Origin of the sequence: Streptomyces atroolivaceus, assembly GCF_000717025.1 — a bacterium.
Classification (GTDB): domain Bacteria; phylum Actinomycetota; class Actinomycetes; order Streptomycetales; family Streptomycetaceae; genus Streptomyces; species Streptomyces atroolivaceus.
Window position 1 is genome coordinate 193,971 of the sequence record NZ_JNXG01000007.1, and the last position, 19,353, is coordinate 213,323.

Here is a 19,353-nt window from a genome sequence, read left to right on the forward strand (position 1 = left end):
GACGCGGCAGCTGTCGCGTCCCTTTTCCGTCTCCCGGCGGGTCTGCCGCGTCCTGGCCGGTCTGCCGCGTCCTGACGGCCTCCTGGCTCCCCACGCCTCCTGGGTCCCGGCGGCCGCCGCTCCGGCGGCCCACGGGCAGCGGGCCGCCGTCGCGGTACGATCGGCAGCGCCATGGAATTGAATGCCTCCTACACCAGTCTTGTCGCGGTCGGCGACTCGTTCACCGAGGGCATGTCGGATCTGCTGCCCGACGGTTCGTACCGCGGCTGGGCCGACGTCCTCGCCGCCCGTCTCGCGGCCCGCGCGCCGGGATTCCGCTATGCCAACCTCGCCGTACGGGGGAAGCTCATCGGCCAGATCGTGGACGAGCAGGTCCCGGTCGCGGCGGCGCTGCAGCCGGATGTGATCACGCTCGTCGGCGGGCTCAACGACACCCTGCGGCCGAAGTGCGACATGGGTATGGTCCGCGGCCGGCTGGAGGAGGCGGTGGAGCGCCTCGCGCCCTCCTGCAAGACCCTGGTACTGATGCGCAGCCCCGGCCGGAACGGGCCGGTCATGGAACGCTTCCGCCCTCGTATGGAGGAGCTGTTCTCACTCGTCGGCGATCTGGCCGAGCGCCATGGTGCGCTGGTGGCCGACCTGTACGGCGCGCCGTCGCTGGGCGATCCGCGGATGTGGGACGTCGACCGGCTGCACCTGACGGCCGAGGGGCATCGGAGGGTCGCGGAGGCGGTGTGGCAGACGCTGGGGCTCCCTGCGGAGAGCGCCTGGGAGACCCCGATGCCCGTGTCCGCGCCCGCTCGGTGGGCGCAGCGCCGGATCGACGACGTCCGGTTCGCCCGGCAGCATCTGCTTCCGTGGATCGGGCGGCGCCTGACCGGGCGCTCGTCCGGTGACGGCCGCGCCGGCGCACACTTCGACACAGCGCTCGGGAAGGCGTACTACATCACTCCCAGGGACGATGCGTCTCCCGGGCCGGTGACCGGCTGGCGGCGACTGGACGGCTGACCGCCCCGACGGATCGGTAGAGGTGGCCTTCCGGGTTGGCGCAGTTGTACCTGTTGGGCGTGTGGCTGGTGGGACAGCATGGGTGCTCACCGCACAGGAGCACCCTGGGCACCGGAACGGGGAGTGCCCATGAGCGGCGTACCGGACATCGAGGTACCGGCGGACGGAATCGACACCACCACGCCCCACTCGGCACGGGTCTGGAACTACTGGCTGGGCGGCAAGGACAACTACGAGGTGGACCGTCGGCTGGGCGCGACGATGGAGCAGCTCTACCCCCAGATCATCGATATCGCCCGTGCCTCCCGGCGCTTTCAGGCACGGGCGGTGCGCTATCTGGCCGAGGAGGCCGGGGTTCGGCAGTTCCTCGATCTGGGCACCGGCCTGCCGACCGCGCACGCGACCCACGAGGTGGCCCAGGCCGTCGCCCCCGAGGCACGCGTCGTGTACGTGGACCACGACCCGATCGTGCTCGCCCACGCTCGCGCCCTGCTGACCAGCAGCCCTGAAGGCGCCACGGACTATGTGCACGCCGATCTGCGGGACACCGGGACCGTGTTGCGGGAGGCCGCCAGAACACTGGACCTGCGGCAACCAGTGGCACTGATGGTGCTGTCCACCCTGGGGCATGTCGCCGACCCGGTCGAGGCCGCCGCTCTCCTGCGCCGCTATCTCGACGCCGTCCCCTCCGGAAGCTTCCTGATGCTCTGCGACACCATCGAGACGGAGGAGACCCTGGCAGCCTCCGACGAGTACGCCGATGGTGGCGCCATGCCGTACATCTCGCGCCCCAAGGAGATCGTGCGTTCCTTCGCGGACGGGCTCGATCTCGTCGCGCCCGGGTTCGGTTCGATCAGCTTGTGGCGGCCCGAGGAGCCTGCGGCCGGTGAGCCGGTGGACCAGTGGGGCTTCGTGGCCGTGAAGCCATGAGGGTCGGCTGCCCGGCCACCGGTCACAGGGCAACCGACTGCGAGGCGGCCGAGTGCCGGACGGCGGACTGCCGGACGGCCGAGTGCCGGACGGCCGAGTGCCGGACGGTGGACTGCCGGACGGCCGAGTGCCGGACGGCGGACTGCCGGACGAGCGACTGCCGGGCAGGGCCTTCGTAGGAAGCCACATAGCGGCCCGCGGCGTGGACCTGCACAAACCGCCAGTAGAATCAGGACACGTGACTGCTGTGTCTGCGAAGCCTCGCATCCCCAATGTCCTGGCCGGCCGCTATGCCTCCACGGAGCTGGCCGTCCTCTGGTCCCCCGAGCAGAAGGTGAAGCTGGAACGTCAGCTGTGGTTGGCGGTGCTGCGCGCTCAGAAGGACCTCGGGATCGAGGTGCCCGACGCCGCGCCGGCGGACTACGAGCGAGTGATCGACCAGGTCGACCTCGCCTCCATCGCCGAGCGCGAGAAGGTCACCCGACACGACGTGAAGGCCAGGATCGAGGAGTTCAACGCTCTCGCCGGCCATGAGCAGGTCCACAAGGGCATGACCTCGCGGGACCTCACCGAGAACGTCGAGCAGCTGCAGATCCGGCTTTCCCTGGAACTGATGCGCGACCGCACCGTGGCGGTGCTGGCGCGACTGGGCAAGCTCTCGGCGGAGTACGGCGAGCTGGTCATCGCCGGCCGTTCACACAACGTCGCGGCGCAGGCGACGACGCTCGGCAAGCGCTTCGCGACCGCCGCGGACGAGCTGCTGGTGGCGTACGGACGGCTGGAGGACCTGCTGGGCCGTTACCCGCTGCGCGGCATCAAGGGGCCCGTCGGCACGGCGCAGGACATGCTCGACCTGCTCGGCGGCGACGCGGGCAAGCTCGCCGACCTGGAGCAGCGCATCGCCGGACACCTCGGCTTCGCGCACGCCTTCACCTCGGTCGGCCAGGTCTACCCCCGCTCCCTCGACTACGACGTCGTGACCGCGCTGGTGCAGCTGGCCGCCGCGCCCTCGTCGGTCGCGAAGACCATCCGGCTGATGGCCGGACACGAGCTGGTGACCGAGGGCTTCAAGCCGGGCCAGGTCGGCTCGTCGGCGATGCCGCACAAGATGAACACCCGCTCCTGCGAGCGCGTCAACGGCCTGATGGTCATCCTGCGCGGATACGCGTCGATGACGGGGGAGCTGGCGGGTGACCAGTGGAACGAGGGCGATGTCTCCTGCTCAGTGGTCCGCCGGGTCGCACTGCCGGACGCCTTCTTCGCTTTCGACGGCCTGCTGGAGACCTTCCTCACCGTGCTCGACGAGTTCGGCGCGTTCCCTGCGGTCGTCGCACGTGAGCTGGACCGCTACCTCCCCTTCCTGGCCACGACCAAGGTGCTGATGGGATCGGTGCGGGCCGGGGTAGGCCGCGAGGTCGCGCACGAGGCCATCAAGGAGCACGCGGTCGCTTCTGCACTCGCCATGCGGGAGCAGGGTGCGGAGCGCAACGAGCTGCTGGACAAGCTGGCCGCCGACGAGCGGATCCCGCTGGGGCGGGGGGAGCTCGATGCCCTGATGGCGGACAAGCTCTCGTTCACGGGTGCGGCGGGCGACCAGGTCACGGCTCTGGTGTCGAGGATCGAGGAGATCGCCAAGCAGCACCCGGCAGCAGCCGCGTACACCCCCGGCTCCATCCTCTGACGGCCGGCTCCGCGCCCTCTGACGAATGAGCCCCGAGGAACTCCTGGCGGCCCGCGATCGCGTCGTGCCCGACGTGGTCGCGGGCGGTCTCCGCGTGCTGTTCTGCGGAATCAACCCGAGTCTCATGACTGCTGCTACGGGGCACCACTTCGCCCACCCGGGCAATCGGTTCTGGCCCGTGCTGCATCGGTCCGGCTTCACACCCAGACAGCTGAAACCGTCGGAACAGGATCAGCTGCCGGGGTACGGCCTGGGCATCACCAATGTGGTGGCGAGGGCCACGGCGCGGGCGGACGAGCTCGACACCGAGGAGTTCCGTGAGGGCGGAAGGATTCTGTCGGCCAAGGTGGAGGAGTTGGGTCCCCGATGGCTGGCCGTCGTCGGTGTCACGGCCTACCGCACGGCTTTCGGTGATCGCCGAGCGCGGATCGGCCCCCAGGAGCGGACGATCGGCGGCGCGCGGGTCTGGGCGCTGCCCAACCCGAGCGGACTCAACGCCCACTGGACGGTGAGCACCATGGCCGAGGAGTACGCCCGCCTGTTGGCGGCGGTTACCCCGGGCCGGTAACGCTCCGGGGCACCGCCTCGGAGCGTTACCGTCACCCGTTGCGCCCCCCTCTACGAGGCGGCCGGCCGACGCGCCGAACCGGCCTCAGCAGCACCGGACGCAGCCTGCTGTACCCGCGCACCGACACCGGGCGGAGCACCTTGAGTTCGTAGGCCGCCATTCCCGCCAGTTCGCCGGCGAAGGCCGTGTTGACCAGAACGGTGTCGGGTCGGGCCACCGCTGTGAGCCTGGCCGCGACGTTCACCGCCGCCCCGTAGACGTCGCCGAAGCGGCCGAGGACGGCACCGTGGGCGAGTCCCGTCCGCACCTGCGGCAGTGCCTGTTCCGCCTCGACGCGGGCGGTGAGCTCCAAGGCGATGTCAGCGGCCCCCGACGCCGACTCGCACACGAAGAGCACCTCGTCACCGATGGTCTTCACCACCCTGCCCCGGCCTTCGGCGACCACGTCACCGGTCAGGCTCTCGAACCGGTCGAGCACTCCGGCCAGTTCGGCGCTGTCGAGTCCACGGGTCATCCTCGTGTAGCCGACCATGTCGGTGAATCCCACCGCGCGGTCGCGGACGTCAGCACCGTCGCCGGGTGGCACGGGCCTGCCCGCCGCTGCGGCCGTCGGCTCGCCCCCCGACGCAGGAGGCCCTTCTCCCCGCCCGACGAGCACGTCCTCCTCCGCCTTGCCGAGCACCTGTCCGGTGTATGCCGCCAGGTGCCGACGCCACACGTGCCGCTGTAAGAGCTCCATCTCCATCAGCAGTGCCGCCGCGTGGTCCATCAACTCCTCTCCGCCCGAGGGGGCACCCGAGTCACGGTTCATCCAGGTCCAGAGGGTGTGCACCTGCCATTCGGCGAGCCGGGACAGATGGTGCCCCAGAGCGCGGGCCATCATCGTCTCGCTCTCCTCGGTGATGAGCCCGGCCTCGATGAGCCGCTCCCCCGCGCGCAGCGCGTCGACGTCGGCATCGGTGAAGACCCTTGCGTCGTCGTCGACCATCGGAAACCCGAGCGCACGCCAGATCTGCACGGTCCGCTCGGACCCCACTCCGGACCGCTCGGCGACGTCCCCTCTCGTCCAGATGCGGCCGCCCCCGAGCAGCACCTCCTCGATGGCCCGGCGCAGGTCGTCGACGCCGGACGGGACCGCTGGTTCCTCCGCCGGTTCTGCCGCACTCATGTGGTGTGCACGATCAGCACATCGAGGTCTGCCTTTCTGGCGATGTCCGCGGGTACGGAGCCGAGGATGCGCCCGGCGAGCGAGCGCAGCCCCCGGTTCCCCACTACCAGGAGATCGGCCGAGCACTCCCGCGCGACGCGTACGAGTGCGGCAACCGGTTCGTCCTGCACCGCGACCGACCGCACGTTCGCCGCACCCTGCGCGCGGGCCCGGTCCCTGGCGGTACGCAGGGTGTCCTCGGCGGGTGCCGATCCCACCACCTGATACGCCTCGACCCCCAACTGGTCTTGCGCCAGGGCGAGCTCAGGCCCGCGCATCGGCAGGTACGCGCAGGCAATCACGAGTTCGGCCCCGCAGACGGCGGCGAGTCGGGCCGCGCCCTCGACCGCTGCGAACGACGACTCCGAGCCGTCGGTGCCGACCATGACAGTCCGGTAGGCGACCAAGACAACCTCCTTACCAGAGAGTAAACTTACTCCGGAGTAAGATAAGGGCGGCGAGCCCGCCGGGCAAGAGGGGGTGGCCCCGCAGGGGCGGGCACACCACGCCCACGGTGCCAGCGGCCGGTCCGTTCCGTAGGGCCGGGGGTGCCGTCGATCGGGCAGGCGACTCTGCCCTCGAGGACTTCACTCTGCCTCAGGCACAGAAGGCGTCGCCGGCGCCGTGGGCCTCCTCGACCGGGGCACGACAGCCTCGACGTCAGGGCGGGTCGACCACGGTGACCAGAACGCCCAACTCGCAGCCCGGCCCGTCATCCTGCTGGTAGAGCACCACGGCTATCCACCGGCCCTCCTCGTGCCACAACTGGAGGTACTCACAGCTCGCGACGGGTTCGACCCAAGGTTCGGCTATCACCTCACCTGCCATCATGCGTTCCTGCGCGCTCCACAGACTGACGACCTGTGGTTCGCCCCAGCGCAGTGTGAGCAGAGTGACCAGGGCATCGTGTTCCGCCAGGCATTGCGCCCTGCGTTCCACCCGGTCCGCCTCGTCTCCCCCCTCGTGGGCGTCCTCGCCCACGAGGAGCGCCGTGTGGTAGCCAGGCCCGCTGACTCCCGCGCCCGAGGGAACGCGCTCCGGAGGGAAGCTCTTGGTGCGCATCCCGTCGATGAGGCGGAGGTGATGTGCGGTGGTCATACCGTCAGTAAAGCGCTTCGCACTGACACTCGACCTCTCTGGGACATCCAGCGGTGGTCGACGGCCTGCTTCAAAACCCTTGTCCTGTCAGGTCCGCTGGAGCTGAGGCAATCACCCGCGGTTGTTCACGCGTCTCTGCGCCGCACCGTCCACCAGCCTGCGAGAAGGGCGACAGCGGCCCACCCCGCGGTGACGGCCAGCCCGGTCCACGGCCCTGGGCCCCCCTCGGGATTCTGGTGGAGCACCAACTGACCGGCCCGGTCCGGAAAGTACTGCGCAACACCTCCCGCCATGTCTCCCACCACGAAGGAGACGATCAGAATGAAGGGGATGAGCAGGCTGAGCACAGCCACCGCGCTGCGCAATACCGCCGTCAGTCCCGCTGCGAACAGGGCCATCAATGCCAGGTAGACGCCGCCACCGAACGCGGCTCGCAGGGTGCCTGGTTCCCCAAGCCGGACCGCATACTCACCCATGAACAGTTGCCCCACCAGAAATGTGGCGAAGCTGGTGATCAGCCCTACCATCAGGGCGAGCCCGCCGACCACTGCCATCTTCACCACGTAGAACAGGCTGCGGCTGGGGACTGCCGTGAGTGATATCCGCAGGCCTCCGTTCAGGAATTCGGAGGAGAGAGCGGTCGCGCCGAAGCTGATGGCCGCGATCTGACCGAAGTTCAGCGCGTAGAAGGCGTGGAAGAGAAGGTCGTTACCAGGGTTGTCCGCCTCTGCCTGCCCGACGGTGGAGAAGGCGAGCACGGTGACGGAGAGGGTGACGGCAAAGACGGCTATGAGGGAGCCGGCAACAGACCGTACCGATTTGATCTTGATCCATTCGGAGTTCAGTACCGCGGTGGTCGACATGGTCATGCTGGTCAGGCCTCCTGGCCGGCGGTGGGGGACGACGTGGCGGCGAATTCCGTCTCGGTCGCCGTGAGACCGAGGTAGGCCTCTTCCAGCGTGGCTTGTTTTTCGACGAGTTCGAGCAGAGGGACGCCTTCGGAGGCGGCCAGGGCACCGATCTCCTCCGCCGTGGCTCCGTGGACAGTCCAGCGGCCGTCGTCACCCCGCACCGGCTCGTGCCCCTTGCGGATCAGCGCGTCGCGCAGCCGTGTGCCATCCCTCGTCCGGAGCTGGACGCCGGGCCGGCTCCGGGAAGCGAGGAACTCTCGCATCGGCATGTCGACAAGGAGCCTCCCCTTGCCCAGGACGATCAGGTGGTCGGCGAACGAGGAGGTCTCGTTCATCAAGTGGCTGGAGACCAGCACCGTGCGCCCCTCACAGGCCAGCTTCCGCAGGAGCTCTCGGATCCAGACGATGCCTTCCGGATCCAGCCCGTTCGACGGCTCGTCCAGCATCACCACCTCCGGATCACCGAGAAGCGCCGCGGCGATACCGAGCCGCTGCCGCATCCCGAGCGAGAACGTCTTGATCCGCCTCCGGCCGACAGAGCCCAGACCGACCTCCATGAGCACCTCTTCGACCCTGCTGCCCGCTATACCGTTACTGGTGGCGAGGGCGAGCAGGTGATTGCGTGCGGTGCGCGAGCCGTGTGCCGCCTGGGCGTCGAGCAGTGCGCCGACCCGGCGCAGCGGATTGCCCAGCGAGGCGTAGGGCTGTCCACCGATCGTGGCGGAGCCGCCGGTCGCCCGGTCCAGACCGAGGACCAGGCGCATGGTCGTCGACTTGCCCGCACCGTTGGGCCCGAGGAAGCCGGTCACCCGGCCCGGTCGTACGCTGAACGTGAGATGGTCCACGGCACGGGCGGTGCCGTAGTCCTTGGTGATGTCATGCACGTCGATGCTGGTCATGACTCCAGACTGGCCCTCGGCTCCGGCCCCTGGCCTCCCCCGCCCGGGTGGATCGTCTCCCTCTCCCGGGGGAGTCGCCGCCCGGCCTGCCCTGGCACGATTGCCGCATGCGCCGCTTCTTCGCAACGCCGGCCAGACCGACGACGTACAGTCGCTGGCTGCATCTGCTCATTCCGGCCGCAATGGCCGGTGTGTGGCTGTTCATCTCCCCGAGCAAGCCGTGGATGACGTTCCTCTTCGTGATACCTGTCGGGCTGTTTCCGGCGATGCGTCTGGCCGAAGGGGTGCAGGCGCAGTTGCTCCTCACTCCCGAGCAGCGGGGCCGCCCCGATGCCACGATCTCCGCCGGGCCCGCCGCGACATGGGCAGACCGCTGGCGCACTGTTGTCTGGCTGGAGGTGCGGCTGGTCCTCGCGGCAGTGACGTGCTTCGCGACGGTCTGGCTGCCGGCGACATCGGTCGATCTCGTGCGAGCCTCGTTCGGGACGGATCCGAGCGATGACTGGCTGGCCCGGGGTGTCGAGCCGGGTTGGTGGTGCGCCCTGTTGGCACCCCTGCCGATCCTGCTGCTTCTCGGTCTGGTCGTCCTGTGCGGCGACATGGCCACGGCGGTAGCCCGCGTTCTTCTGGGACCGTCGCCGACCGAGCGGATGACCGCCTTGGAGGAGCGCACGGAACAGTTGCTGGAGCGCAACCGGATAGCGCGCGAGCTCCATGATTCGATCGGACACGCGCTGACCGTCGCGGTGGTACAGGCAGGGGCCGCCCGGACTGCGGGGAACCCGGACTTCACTGCGCGGGCACTCGCCGCCATCGAGGAGACGGGCCGCAACGCCCTGGACGATCTGGAGCGCGTCCTTGGAGTGCTGCGCGAGTCCGATGTTCCCGTCAGCGGACGCCCGACCCTCGTCGAAGCCGGACGGCTGCTGGACTCGGCCCGCGGCTCCGGGGCGAGCATCGACGCCGAAATGACCGGCCCGCTGGAGCTGGTGCCCGGCCCGGTGTCCCGCGAGGGATACCGGATTCTGCAGGAGTCCCTCACCAACGTGCTGCGTCACGCCGGTGCCGTTCCCGTACGGGTGAGGATTGCCGTGGTGAAGGAACGGCTCGAGCTGGAGGTGGCCAACCCACTCCTCCCGTCGCCGCGCGGCCCGGGCGGCGGCAGCGGGCTGAGAGGGGTCCGGGAACGGGCAGCCCTGCTGGGCGGCCGGGCCGTGACGGGCCCGGACAGAGGCGAATGGAGGGTGCACGCGAGCCTTCCACTGGACGGCATACGCTGACCGGATGCCGGTTACCGTTCTCCTGGTCGACGACGAACCTCTGGTGCGCGCGGGGCTACGCGTGGTCCTGGAAGCGCAGCCCGACATCGAGGTGGTGGGTGAGGCCGCCGACGGTGCGGCGGTGATCCCTCTGGTGAGCCGACTGCGGCCGGACGTCGTGGCGATGGATGTGCGCATGCCTCTGATGGACGGCATCGAAGCGACCCGGGCGGTCCTGCGCACCATCGCCGAGCCACCCAAGATCCTGGTGGTGACCACCTTCGAGAACGACGAGTACGTCTACGACGCACTGCGCGCGGGCGCCGACGGATTCCTGCTCAAGCGGGCCCGGCCCTCCGAGATCGTGCATGCGGTTCGGCTGGTGGCGGAGGGAGAGTCACTGCTGTTCCCAGCTGCGGTCCGGCAGCTCGCCGCGGAATACGGCACGAGCAAGGCGCGGGAAGCGATGGACCGGGCGGCGCTCACCGACCGCGAAGGGGCAGTACTCCGCCTCATGGCACGAGGTCTGTCCAACGCCGAGATCGCCGCCGAGCTCATCGTGGGTCTGGAGACGGTCAAGACACATGTCAGCGCGGTTCTTGCGAAGTTGGGAGCCAGGGACCGCACCCAGGCGGTGATCGCCGCTTACGAGTCCGGCTTCGTGGCTCCGAGCTGACCGAGCGTGGCCCGGCCCCACGGCTGGGCCCGCGACCGGACCCACGAACGGCTGCGGTTGCCTCGCTCCGGGTGCTGGTCGCCGCGGTCGGGGCCAGCGAGTACGATCCGGCAGACATGCGCGCGACCTGGGAGGACACACGGTGGGCCGGCTGACCGGTGGGGACCCGTCCCTGTTGCGGAGGATCAACTCCGCAGTGGTGCTGCACGCCCTGCGAGGGGCGGATTCGCCCACGCTCACGGATCTGACCCGGATCACAGGTCTGTCACGTCCGACGGTCGAGGGAGTCGTCGAAGGCCTCTTCTCCGCGGGTCTGGTGGTGGAGGCGCTGCCCGACGAGAGCGGAACGAGGCGCCAAGGGCGTCCTGCCAGGCGGTTCAGGTTCCGTGCCGAAGCCGGTTATCTGCTGGGCATCGAGATCGGCCCGCACCGGGTCTCCGCCCTTCTGTCCGGACTGGACGGACGGATCGTCGGCGCAGGCTCACGGGACGTCTCCGAGACGGCGTGCGCGGACGACAGACTCGACCAGGTCAGAGGCATGATCGCCGACGCGCTGCGACGTGCCGGCGTGCAGCGGAACAGCTTGCGTGCGGTCGGAGTGGGCAGTCCGGGCATCGTCGAGGCCGACGGCACCGTGCGGCTGGGCACGGCTCTCCCGGGCTGGACCGGACTCGCGCTGGGCGAGAGACTGCGGCGATCCTTCCGGTGCCCCGTCCTGGTGGAGAACGACGCCAACGCCGCAGCGGTCGCGGAGCACTGGAAGGGTGCGGCGACCGAGTCCGACGACATCGTCTTCGTCCTGGCGGGCTTGAGCCCGGGCGCGGGTTCACTGATCGGCGGACGGCTGCATCGCGGGTTCGGCGGTGCGGCCGGGGAGATCGGGGCACTGCATCTCCTGGGCCGCGATGTGACACCGGAACACCTGCTCTCCACGACGGACACCCCGCTGGACCCTCTGGACGAACACGCAGTCGCCGCCGTCTTCGCCAAGGCCAGGGACGGCGACGCCGGGGCGCAGGCCGCCGTCGCACGGTTCATCCAACGGCTGGTGCACGACGTCGCGGCTCTCGTGCTGGCGCTGGATCCGGAGGTGGTGGTGATCGGCGGGTGGGCCGCCGGCCTGGACGGGGTCCTCGGTCCCCTCCGCGACGAGCTCGCCCGCTACTGCCTCCGTCCGCCCCGGGTGACCCTCTCGCTCCTCGGGGAGGCGGCCGTCGCCACCGGCGCACTGCGTCTGGCGCTCGACCATGTGGAGGAGCAGCTCTTCGCCGTGGAGGGGACGGTGACGGCCCGCCGCTGAATGCGACGGGCCGTGTGAAGCGGGCCGATCGGCCTGGCGTTCGGGCCTCCGCGCCGGAGAGGGCAGGACCCTCCCGGCAGAGACGGGTCCAGGAGGCCTTGCCTTCGGCCTCCCGGTGACGTCAGGAGGCCTTGCGCTCCTGCTCGTCGTGGCTGATCTCCAGCGCCCCGGAGTCCCCGAAGGTGAGCCGGCAGGTGTCCGCCCTGTACGTGGCGACGGAGACAGCTGCCGTGCCGGCGGCGGCGAGGTACCGGGTGGTGACGACGAGGACGGGAGCGCCCGGGAGCCGGTCGAGCTCCTTCGCATCGTCCGCGCGCGCCGACCCGAGTTCGACCGAGCGGTCCTGCCCGTCCAGGTCGAGGCGGTGCAGCTCCTTCAGGACCCGTCGGGCCCGGACCGGCCCTGACGGCGCTTCGATGGCGGAGAGCTCGGGCACGGAGGAGCTGGGGACGTACAGGAGTTCCGCCGCCACGGCCTGCCCGTGGGCGACCCGGATACGGCGCACCACGTGCACGAGCTCCCCGCTGTCCGTGTCGAGCATGGCGGCGACTGCGGAAGGAGCGGTCGCGGTGGTGCATTCGACGGGCTGCCATGCCCCGTCCGTGTCCTCCCCCGCCCAGCCGTGCTGTGCGGTGGCGACGGCCACTCCGACCCGGGGCGGGGCGACGGTCGTGCCCACCCCACGGCGGCGCTGCAGCCTTCCTTCGAGCTCGAGCTGCTCCAGTGCCTGACGGAGCGTCGCCCGGGCGACACCGAATCGCTGGGCGAGGTCCCTCTCGTTGGGGAGTACCTCGCCCACGGAGAAGTCCGAGTCGAGTGCCTCACTGAGCACGGTCTTGAGGTGCCAGTACTTCGGCTCCTGCACCGATTCCAGCTGCGTGGTCCCCACCCTGTCCTCCGCATCCGCCCGGTGGCTTGTTTCCGCGACGTTATTTATTAAAGGTTCCTGCCTTATCGTTCAGACCTTAGGACGGCGAACCACCTTGGTCAAGACCAATCCTCGCCCCGTAACGCAGCGAAACGGTCCACTGCCGCAGAGCGTTCACGGGACGTTCGCGCGGCTGTGAGCCCAGGCGACACGGAGCCCCACGGCCGACTCCGTCCGTGGGGCTCCTGGGGCTCTGTAACCGCGCGGCCGGGGGCTCCCTCGGCCGCGGGGGCTGCGGGGGCTGCAGCGCTTCCGGAAGTGGGGCCGCTAACCCACGGGCACCCTGGCGAGCTTGTCGGGATTGCGGATGACGTAGACGCACCGGATGACCCCACCGCTGACGTCCGCCTGGAGAACCGTGTCCACCACACCGTCCAGGCTGAACACCAGAGCGGGGCCGCCGTTGAGCTCCACGGTGCGCACCTCCGTACCGGACGGCAGGTCGTTCCCGACGGCGAAGAGGAAGCGGCCGACCTTGTCCGCGGTCTCGATGACGCGCCGCGCCGCCTTCGCCTTGCCTCCGCTGTCGCTGACAAGGCGGACATCGGGTGCCAGCAGGGCGAGCATCTGCTCCAGATCGCCACCCGAGGCGGCCGCGAGAATACCCTCGGTGAGATCACGCCGCACTGCCGGATCCACGTCGTACCGCGGTTTGCGCTCCTCCACGTGACGCTTGGCGCGGCCTGCGAGTTGCCGCACCGCCGCCTCGGACCGGTCGAGAGCGGCGCCGATCTCCGCGTACGGGAAACCGAAGGCCTCGCGCAGGACGAAGACCGCTCGCTCCAGCGGTGAGAGGGTCTCGAGGACGACCAGCACGGCGAAGGACACGGAGTCGGCGAGCACCGCGCGCTCCGCGGAATCGGGCACGGCCGGGCCGAATTCGGTGACCAGGGGTTCGGGCAGCCAGTGACCCACGTACGCCTCGCGCCGGGACCGCAGGTGCCTCAGGCGGTCGATGGCCAGACGCGTGGTGATCCGCACGAGGAAGGCCCGGGGCTCCCGCACATCGTCGCGCTCGGCCGACGACCAGCGCAGCCACGCCTCCTGCACCACGTCCTCGGCATCGGCGACACGGCCGAGCATGCGGTAGGCGACCCCGGTGAGGAAGGGCCGGTGTTCTTCGAAGATGTCGGTCGCGGTGTCGGCAGTCACCTTCTCATCCCAGCCGACGCGCCGGAGGGTGTCCAGCGGGAATCGCGCACACCCCTTGAACTACAAGCTACCGGGCGGTAATCATTGCTGACGGACAGTCTCGTTCAGCCAGGCAGGTCCGTCCCGAGGAGCAGTATGGCCACCACGGTCTCTTTCGCAGTCGACTTCCCCGTCGGCCGTCGCGTCGTCAGCGTGTCGTACGAACGCAAGGGGACCGGAGAGCCGTTGGTGCTGCTTCACGGCATAGGCCATCATCGTCAGGCGTGGGATCCGGTCCTGCGCATCCTGGCGGCCGAACGCGACGTCATAGCCGTCGACCTGCCGGGATTCGGTGCTTCACCGGCCCTGCCCGACGGGCTCGCCTACGATCTGCGGACCATGGTCCCGGTGCTCGGCTCGTTCTTCGACACGCTCGGCGTGGTACGCCCTCATGTCGTCGGTAACTCTCTCGGGGGCCTGCTGGCACTGGAGTTGGGCCGCGAGAAGCTGGTGCGTACGGTGACGGCGCTGTCCCCGGCCGGGTTCTGGACGCGGAGCGAGCGCCGCTACGCCTTCGGAGTGTTGCGGGCGATGCGGGGGGCGGCTCTCTCCATGCCGATGCCGATGATCGAGCGGCTCGCGAAGACCTCGACCGGCCGTACCGCGCTGACCAGCACCATATACGCGCGCCCCGGCCGCCGTTCGCCCGCTTCGGTCGTGTCGGAGACGGTCGCGCTGCGTGAAGCGACCGGCTTCCGTCAGACTCTCGAGGCAGGCCTGACCGTCACGTTCACCGACGACGTACCCGACGTACCCGTCAGCATCGCCTGGGGCAGCAAGGACCGGTTGCTCCTGCGCCGGCAGGGCGTCAGGGCCAAGCACGTGATCCCCGGCGCACGGCTCGTCCGCCTTCCGCGATGCGGGCACGTCCCGATGAACGACGACCCCGCCGCCGTGGCACGAGTCATTCTCGACACGAGTCGCTGACGTCCTGGACCGCGACGCCGCCCGCCCCGGAACGCCGAGCCCAGCGCGACCCCGGCCCGGCCCCGACCCGCCCCGGAACGCCGAGCCCAGCGCGACCCCGGCCCGGCCCCGGCCCCGGCAGGAGGTCTTCCCACGACCTTGACCACGCCGGCCGGCGGCACGGTCGAGTGCGGCTGACACGGGGTTCGGCCCGGAGAGGAAGCACGCGCGGCATCCGTCTCCAGGCCGGGGCGGTCCTGAGGAGGCCCGACGCTCCGGCCCCGGGCAGGTCGAGGCGTGGAGGCTCCGACCGGTTGTTCATCTGCGGTTGGCGTGCCCGCCGCTGCCGGGGACTAGGTATGGGTCTGCACCCGTCCCGCACGCCCCCCGCTGTCCCGGCAGCCACTCCCGCCCATGGAGGCGCATCGATGACGCACCGTCCCCTCATCCCCGCCCCCCGCCGCCGCACGGTCTTGCGCGGCTCGCTCATGGCCTCGGCCGCGGTGGCTGTGCCCACAGCGGTCACCGCCGCGCCCGCGTTCGCACTTTCGGGCCGGCCGAGTGCGTCCTGGGGTGTGCAGGTCGGTGACGTGACGGCGTCCTCCGCCCTGGTGTGGGTGCGTTCGGACCGGCCCGCCCGGATGGTGGTGCAGACGTCGGCGACCGATTCCTTCCGCCGGGCCCGCACATGGCACGGCCCGCTGATCGGCGCCCGTACGGACTTCACCGGGACGACCCCGGTGTACGGGCTGCCGGCCGGCGAGCAGGTGCACTACCGCGTCACGCTGGAGGACCCTCACGACCCCCGCCGCACCGGCAAACCTGTGTACGGAACCTTCCGGACGGCTCCGGCTCGCCGCCGGGACGGGGTGCGGTTCCTCTGGTCCGGCGACATCGCGGGACAGGGCTGGGGCATCAACCCCGACATCGGCGGTTACCGGGTGTACGACGAGATGCGCCGGCTGGACCCGGACTTCTTCCTGTGCAGCGGAGACAACATCTACGCGGACGGGGTGCTCGAACCGAGCGTGGAACTGCCTGACGGGCGGACCTGGCGCAACATCACGACGCCGGAGAAGTCGAAGGTCGCGGAGACCCTTGACGAGTACCGCGGGAATTTCCGGTACAACCTGCTCGACGACAACCTGCGGGCGTTCAACGCACAGGTTCCCTCCATCATCCAGTGGGACGACCACGAGGTGCGCAACAACTGGTACCCGGGGCAGATCCTGGACGACGTCCGCTACACCGAGAAGAACGTGGATCTCCTCGCGGCACGTTCGATGCGGGCCTTCCGTGAGTACTTCCCGGCACCGACGCTGCGGGAATCCCCGCACGAGCACCGCATGCACCGCGTCGTGAGGCACGGCCCCCTGCTCGATGTGTTCGTGCTGGACATGCGGTCCTTCCGCAACGCCAACTCCCCCGGCCGGCAGCCCGACGACACCACGGGCATCCTGGGCGCCGAGCAGCTGAGCTGGCTCAAGCGCGAACTGTCGAGGTCGCGGGCCGTGTGGAAGGTGATCGCCGCCGACATGCCGCTGGGGCTGGTGGTCCCGGACGGAGCCACGGACTTCGAGGCGGTCGCACAGGGAGACCCGGGCGCACCGCTGGGGCGTGAGCTGCAGATCGCGGAGTTGCTGCGCCACATCAAGCACCGGCGTATCACCGGAACCGTCTGGCTGACGGCCGACGTGCATTACACCTCCGCTCAGCACTACGCCCCCGAGCGCGCGGCCTTCAAGGACTTCGCACCGTTCTGGGAATTCGTCTCCGGACCGCTCGCCGCAGGCGGGTTCCCGGCCAACGCGCTGGACGGGACGTTCGGCCCGGAGCGGGTCTTCGTCCGGGCACCGGACCGGGCGAACGTGTCCCCCATGGAGTCGCCGCAGTTCTTCGGGGAGGTCGACATCGACGGCGGGAGCGGGGAGCTGACCGTGCGGCTTCGGGCGCAGGGCGGCACGGTCCTGTTCAGCAAGGTGTTGCAGCCAGGGCGTACCGGGCAGTGACGGGGAGTGGACCGGGCTTCGGTCCGAGCCGATGCCCTGGGGCCGGGCCCGGCGGGAGGCGAGCGAGGCGAGGGCCTGGAAAAGGTGTTGAAGACGACCAGATCCACACGTAACCCATCAGTCACAATGCGTTCGTGATCAGGCAACACCGTTCGGTCACAGTGAGGGCATGACTGATGTGACATCCGCGAAGAGTGCCCGCCGTCCGCACCACTGGCGGCGGGACCTGATCGAACTGGCCGCGCTCTTCACGGCGGTTGCCGTGGCCGACGCGATCGCCAATCTGATCGGGCACCAGCCCGACGGCCCCTACCTGCTCATCGCCTCGGCCGTGGCACTCGTGGCCACGGCCGCCTTCCACACATGGTGGGCACGGCGGCACAGCCACGCACCGCCCCCGGAGGCCGATACCGGCGCCGGCGTCGATGCGGAGCGCCCCTCCGCCGGTGCCGGTGAGGCGGCCGAGACGGCGCTGTGGCGGATGCGGACGACCGTGCGGGACTCCCCCGGCGCCCTGGCGGCGCTCTGCATCGCCCTGGCCCGTCACCGGGTGGACATCCTGACCCTGCAGACCCACCCGCTGGCCGAGGGCACCGTCGACGAGTTCCTGCTGCGTGCGCCCGCGACGCTGCCGGCGCAGCAGCTCACCCGGGAGATCTCCGCCGCCGGCGGGTCCTCCACCTGGATCGAGCGCGCGGACGCCCACGACCTGGTGGACACGCCCACCCGGGTCCTCGGGCTCGCCACCCGCACAGCGCTGGACGCTGCCGAGCTCCCGCTGGCCCTGCGCCAGCTCCTGGGCCGGTGCACCATCCACTCACTGCCCGCACTGTCGGTCGGCGGCCGCCCCACCGGCGAGAGCGCGCCGGTGGAAGGGGTCCTGGAGGACACCGTGATGCGCCTGCGTGATCCGTCCGGCGGGGTCATCACCGTCGAGCGCCCCTATCTCCCCTTCACCCCGACCGAGTTCGCCCGTGCCCGGGCCCTGGTCGAGCTCGACGCACGGCTCGGCCCTCGCGTGCCGCGCAGCGAGGACGTCCTCACCCTGCCCGAGGGCAACGAGATCACCGTGCGCCGCGCGGACCGCGGCGACCTCGACGCGGCCCTCGCCATGCACGGCCGCTGCTCCGAGGACACCCTCGGCCTGCGTTACCACGGTCCGGTCCGTGACGCCGACCGGTATCTGGACCACCTGCTGAGCCCGCGCTTCGGCCGCACGCTCGCCGTGCAGACAGCCTCGGGCCGGCTGGTCGCACTGGGCCATCTGCTCTGGGACGGGGACGAGACCGAGGTCGCCCTCCTCGTCGAGGACGACTGGCAGCGCCGCGGTATCGGTTCCGAGCTCCTCAGCCGACTGGTGGCCCTGGCCGTCGAGGCGGGCTGCGAGAGCGTGTACGCGGTGACACAGGCCCACAACACAGGCATGGTCGCCGCGATGCGGGCGCTCTCGCTGCCTCTCGACTACCAGATCGAGGAGGGCACCCTGGTCATCACCGCCCGGTTGACCGCGGTTCCTGCCCAGGCGCCCGACCAGCCGGCGACGGAACCTGTGAGCCGGTCAGGGGCGACGTCCGGACCGCTGCCTCGGAACGGGCAGGCGGAACAGCGCTTCCGGCACTGAGCGCCTGACACAGATCCGCCCAGAGGTCCTCGACGTCCTCGAGACCGACCGACATGCGCAGCAGGCGGTCACCGACACCCGCGGCCCTCCGGTCTCCCTCACCCACGATGCGGTGGCTGATGGAGGCCGGATGCTGTATCAGGGTGTCCACGCTGCCGAGGCTCACGGCGGGCGTGATCAGCCGGACTCCCGCGATGATCCTGTGGGGGTCCCCGAACACCTCGAAGGAGACCATCGCGCCGCCGGTCTCCGGGTAGTGCACCCGCGCGATACGGGGGTCGGCGGCAAGCCTCCGGGCCAGTTCCGCCGCGGCGGCCGACGCGGCCCGGACCCGTACCGGCAACGTGGAGAGACCGCGCAGCAGCAGATAGCCGGCCATCGGGTGCAGAACGCCTCCGGTGGCGAACCGCACCTGCCGCAGGACCGCCGCGAACTCCTCGTCGCAGGCGACGACACCGCCCATCACGTCACCGTGCCCACCGAGGTACTTGGTGGCGCTGTGCAGCACGATGCGGGCTCCGTGTTCGAGCGGCCGCTGCAGTACGGGGGTGGCGAAGGTGTTGTCGACGAGGAGCGGCACGGAGCCGCACGAGTGCGCCACAGCCCGGATGTCGATCTCGGCGAGGGTCGGGTTGGCGGGCGTCTCGACCATCACCAGGCCGGTGTCCGGGCGGATCGCCTCGGCGATGCCCGCAGGATCCGTCCAGGTCACCTCGGTGCCCAGCAGTCCGGCGCCCAGCAGGTGGTCACTGCAGCCGTAGAGCGGACGCACCGCGACCACGTGGCGTAGCCCCGAACTCGCGCGCGCCAGCAGCACGGCGGTGAGCGCCGCCATTCCGCTGGCGAAGGCGACCGCGCTCCCGGCGCCTTCCAACCGGGCCAGTGCCGTCTCGAAGCGAGCCGTCGTGGGGTTGTCCAGTCGTGCGTACACGGGCGGCCCGTCGGGCCTGGCTCCGGTGGTGGCGAAGGCGTCGATGCGCGCGGCCTCACCCCTGGAGTCGTACGAGGGGTAGGTGGTGGACAGGTCGATCGGTGCGGCGTGCAGACCGAGAGAGGCGAGATCGTCGCGTCCGGCGTGCACGGCTTCGGTGGCGAGCGCCCTGGACCGGAAGGGGGGCTGGGGTGTCAGCGAGGAGGCTTCGGTGTCCATGTCACCAGACT

At 70.3% G+C, this 19,353-nt stretch carries 17 protein-coding genes and 1 pseudogene; 10 read left to right on the forward strand and 8 right to left on the reverse strand.

The window, feature by feature from the left end; translation table 11 throughout:
* Positions 1 to 171: 171 nt before the first annotated feature.
* The 4 genes from OO67_RS16950 to mug all read left to right on the forward strand — a co-directional run bounded on the left by OO67_RS16950 (position 172) and on the right by mug (position 4,187).
* Positions 172 to 1,008, forward strand: a complete 837-nt coding sequence (locus tag OO67_RS16950) for an SGNH/GDSL hydrolase family protein (RefSeq protein WP_033301078.1) — start codon at positions 172 to 174, stop codon at positions 1,006 to 1,008.
* A gap of 129 nt (positions 1,009 to 1,137) precedes the next feature.
* Positions 1,138 to 1,938, forward strand: coding sequence for an SAM-dependent methyltransferase (locus OO67_RS16955; RefSeq protein ID WP_033301079.1), 801 nt, complete (start codon positions 1,138 to 1,140; stop codon positions 1,936 to 1,938).
* Between the two features lie 238 nt (positions 1,939 to 2,176).
* Positions 2,177 to 3,619: an adenylosuccinate lyase gene (gene purB / locus OO67_RS16965; protein WP_033301082.1), complete on the forward strand. Its 1,443-nt coding sequence runs from the start codon at positions 2,177 to 2,179 to the stop codon at positions 3,617 to 3,619.
* A 25-nt stretch (positions 3,620 to 3,644) separates the two neighbouring features.
* Positions 3,645 to 4,187 carry a G/U mismatch-specific DNA glycosylase gene (gene mug, locus OO67_RS16970; protein ID WP_033301083.1) on the forward strand — a complete coding sequence of 181 codons (543 nt, stop codon included), beginning with the start codon at positions 3,645 to 3,647 and terminating at the stop codon, positions 4,185 to 4,187.
* A 31-nt stretch (positions 4,188 to 4,218) separates the two neighbouring features.
* Here mug and OO67_RS16975 read toward each other — a convergent pair whose 3' ends face one another.
* The 5 genes from OO67_RS16975 to OO67_RS16995 all read right to left on the reverse strand — a co-directional run bounded on the left by OO67_RS16975 (position 4,219) and on the right by OO67_RS16995 (position 8,302).
* The gene (locus tag OO67_RS16975) at positions 4,219 to 5,355 is read right to left on the reverse strand and encodes an adenylate/guanylate cyclase domain-containing protein (protein WP_033301085.1); all 1,137 of its coding nucleotides are present in this window, start codon (positions 5,353 to 5,355) and stop codon (positions 4,219 to 4,221) included.
* Positions 5,352 to 5,801: a universal stress protein gene (locus OO67_RS16980; protein WP_033301089.1), complete on the reverse strand. Its 450-nt coding sequence runs from the start codon at positions 5,799 to 5,801 to the stop codon at positions 5,352 to 5,354. The genes OO67_RS16975 and OO67_RS16980 overlap by 4 nt, the downstream gene beginning before the upstream one ends.
* Positions 5,802 to 6,054: 253 nt before the next feature.
* Positions 6,055 to 6,492: a hypothetical protein gene (locus OO67_RS16985; RefSeq protein ID WP_033301092.1), complete on the reverse strand. Its 438-nt coding sequence runs from the start codon at positions 6,490 to 6,492 to the stop codon at positions 6,055 to 6,057.
* 125 nt (positions 6,493 to 6,617) lie between these two features.
* Positions 6,618 to 7,361: an ABC transporter permease gene (locus OO67_RS16990; protein WP_033301095.1), complete on the reverse strand. Its 744-nt coding sequence runs from the start codon at positions 7,359 to 7,361 to the stop codon at positions 6,618 to 6,620.
* Positions 7,362 to 7,366: 5 nt separating this feature from the next.
* Positions 7,367 to 8,302: an ATP-binding cassette domain-containing protein gene (locus OO67_RS16995; protein WP_033301097.1), complete on the reverse strand. Its 936-nt coding sequence runs from the start codon at positions 8,300 to 8,302 to the stop codon at positions 7,367 to 7,369.
* Positions 8,303 to 8,409: 107 nt separating this feature from the next.
* Here OO67_RS16995 and OO67_RS17000 point away from each other — a divergent pair, with 107 nt between their 5' ends.
* The 3 genes from OO67_RS17000 (at position 8,410) to OO67_RS17010 (ending at position 11,537) form a co-directional block, all read left to right on the forward strand.
* Complete coding sequence (locus tag OO67_RS17000) at positions 8,410 to 9,582, forward strand: sensor histidine kinase (protein ID WP_033301099.1); 1,173 nt, start codon at positions 8,410 to 8,412, stop codon at positions 9,580 to 9,582.
* A gap of 4 nt (positions 9,583 to 9,586) precedes the next feature.
* A complete protein-coding gene (locus OO67_RS17005; RefSeq protein ID WP_033301101.1) occupies positions 9,587 to 10,237 on the forward strand; it encodes a response regulator in 651 nt (216 codons plus the stop codon).
* Between the two features lie 142 nt (positions 10,238 to 10,379).
* A complete protein-coding gene (locus OO67_RS17010) occupies positions 10,380 to 11,537 on the forward strand; it encodes an ROK family protein (RefSeq protein WP_033301102.1) in 1,158 nt (385 codons plus the stop codon).
* Positions 11,538 to 11,658: 121 nt separating this feature from the next.
* Here the strand turns inward: OO67_RS17010 and OO67_RS17015 are convergent, their stop codons facing one another.
* Positions 11,659 to 12,426 carry a GntR family transcriptional regulator gene (locus OO67_RS17015; protein WP_033301104.1) on the reverse strand — a complete coding sequence of 256 codons (768 nt, stop codon included), beginning with the start codon at positions 12,424 to 12,426 and terminating at the stop codon, positions 11,659 to 11,661.
* Between the two features lie 306 nt (positions 12,427 to 12,732).
* Complete coding sequence (locus tag OO67_RS17020; protein ID WP_033301106.1) at positions 12,733 to 13,617, reverse strand: RNA polymerase sigma-70 factor; 885 nt, start codon at positions 13,615 to 13,617, stop codon at positions 12,733 to 12,735.
* 135 nt (positions 13,618 to 13,752) lie between these two features.
* On the opposite strand from OO67_RS17020, the gene OO67_RS17025 reads away from it, so the two are divergent.
* The 3 genes and pseudogenes from OO67_RS17025 to OO67_RS17035 all read left to right on the forward strand — a co-directional run.
* Positions 13,753 to 14,583 carry an alpha/beta fold hydrolase gene (locus OO67_RS17025; RefSeq protein WP_033301108.1) on the forward strand — a complete coding sequence of 277 codons (831 nt, stop codon included), beginning with the start codon at positions 13,753 to 13,755 and terminating at the stop codon, positions 14,581 to 14,583.
* Positions 14,584 to 14,990: 407 nt separating this feature from the next.
* Entirely contained in the window at positions 14,991 to 16,571 is a 1,581-nt protein-coding gene (locus OO67_RS17030; RefSeq protein ID WP_033301113.1) for an alkaline phosphatase D family protein, read from the forward strand.
* 169 nt (positions 16,572 to 16,740) lie between these two features.
* Positions 16,741 to 18,150: pseudogene (locus OO67_RS17035) on the forward strand (GNAT family N-acetyltransferase); the annotation flags it as partial.
* On the opposite strand, the gene OO67_RS17040 reads toward OO67_RS17035, so the two are convergent.
* Positions 18,062 to 19,342, reverse strand: coding sequence for a trans-sulfuration enzyme family protein (locus OO67_RS17040; RefSeq protein WP_051709491.1), 1,281 nt, complete (start codon positions 19,340 to 19,342; stop codon positions 18,062 to 18,064). The pseudogene OO67_RS17035 and the gene OO67_RS17040 overlap by 89 nt on opposite strands.
* Positions 19,343 to 19,353 lie beyond the last annotated feature (11 nt).

What these genes read in the sequence shown, in the direction of transcription:
- OO67_RS16950 (WP_033301078.1), top strand. Translation starts at nt 172, where the DNA reads ATGGAATTGAATGCCTCCTACACCAGTCTTGTCGCGGTCGGCGACTCG.
- OO67_RS16955 (WP_033301079.1), top strand. Translation starts at nt 1,138, where the DNA reads ATGAGCGGCGTACCGGACATCGAGGTACCGGCGGACGGAATCGACACC.
- mug (WP_033301083.1), top strand. Translation starts at nt 3,645, where the DNA reads ATGAGCCCCGAGGAACTCCTGGCGGCCCGCGATCGCGTCGTGCCCGAC.
- OO67_RS16975 (WP_033301085.1), bottom strand. Translation starts at nt 5,355, where the DNA reads ATGAGTGCGGCAGAACCGGCGGAGGAACCAGCGGTCCCGTCCGGCGTC.
- OO67_RS16985 (WP_033301092.1), bottom strand. Translation starts at nt 6,492, where the DNA reads ATGACCACCGCACATCACCTCCGCCTCATCGACGGGATGCGCACCAAG.
- OO67_RS16990 (WP_033301095.1), bottom strand. Translation starts at nt 7,361, where the DNA reads ATGACCATGTCGACCACCGCGGTACTGAACTCCGAATGGATCAAGATC.
- OO67_RS16995 (WP_033301097.1), bottom strand. Translation starts at nt 8,302, where the DNA reads ATGACCAGCATCGACGTGCATGACATCACCAAGGACTACGGCACCGCC.
- OO67_RS17000 (WP_033301099.1), top strand. Translation starts at nt 8,410, where the DNA reads ATGCGCCGCTTCTTCGCAACGCCGGCCAGACCGACGACGTACAGTCGC.
- OO67_RS17005 (WP_033301101.1), top strand. Translation starts at nt 9,587, where the DNA reads ATGCCGGTTACCGTTCTCCTGGTCGACGACGAACCTCTGGTGCGCGCG.
- OO67_RS17025 (WP_033301108.1), top strand. Translation starts at nt 13,753, where the DNA reads ATGGCCACCACGGTCTCTTTCGCAGTCGACTTCCCCGTCGGCCGTCGC.
- OO67_RS17030 (WP_033301113.1), top strand. Translation starts at nt 14,991, where the DNA reads ATGACGCACCGTCCCCTCATCCCCGCCCCCCGCCGCCGCACGGTCTTG.
- OO67_RS17040 (WP_051709491.1), bottom strand. Translation starts at nt 19,342, where the DNA reads ATGGACACCGAAGCCTCCTCGCTGACACCCCAGCCCCCCTTCCGGTCC.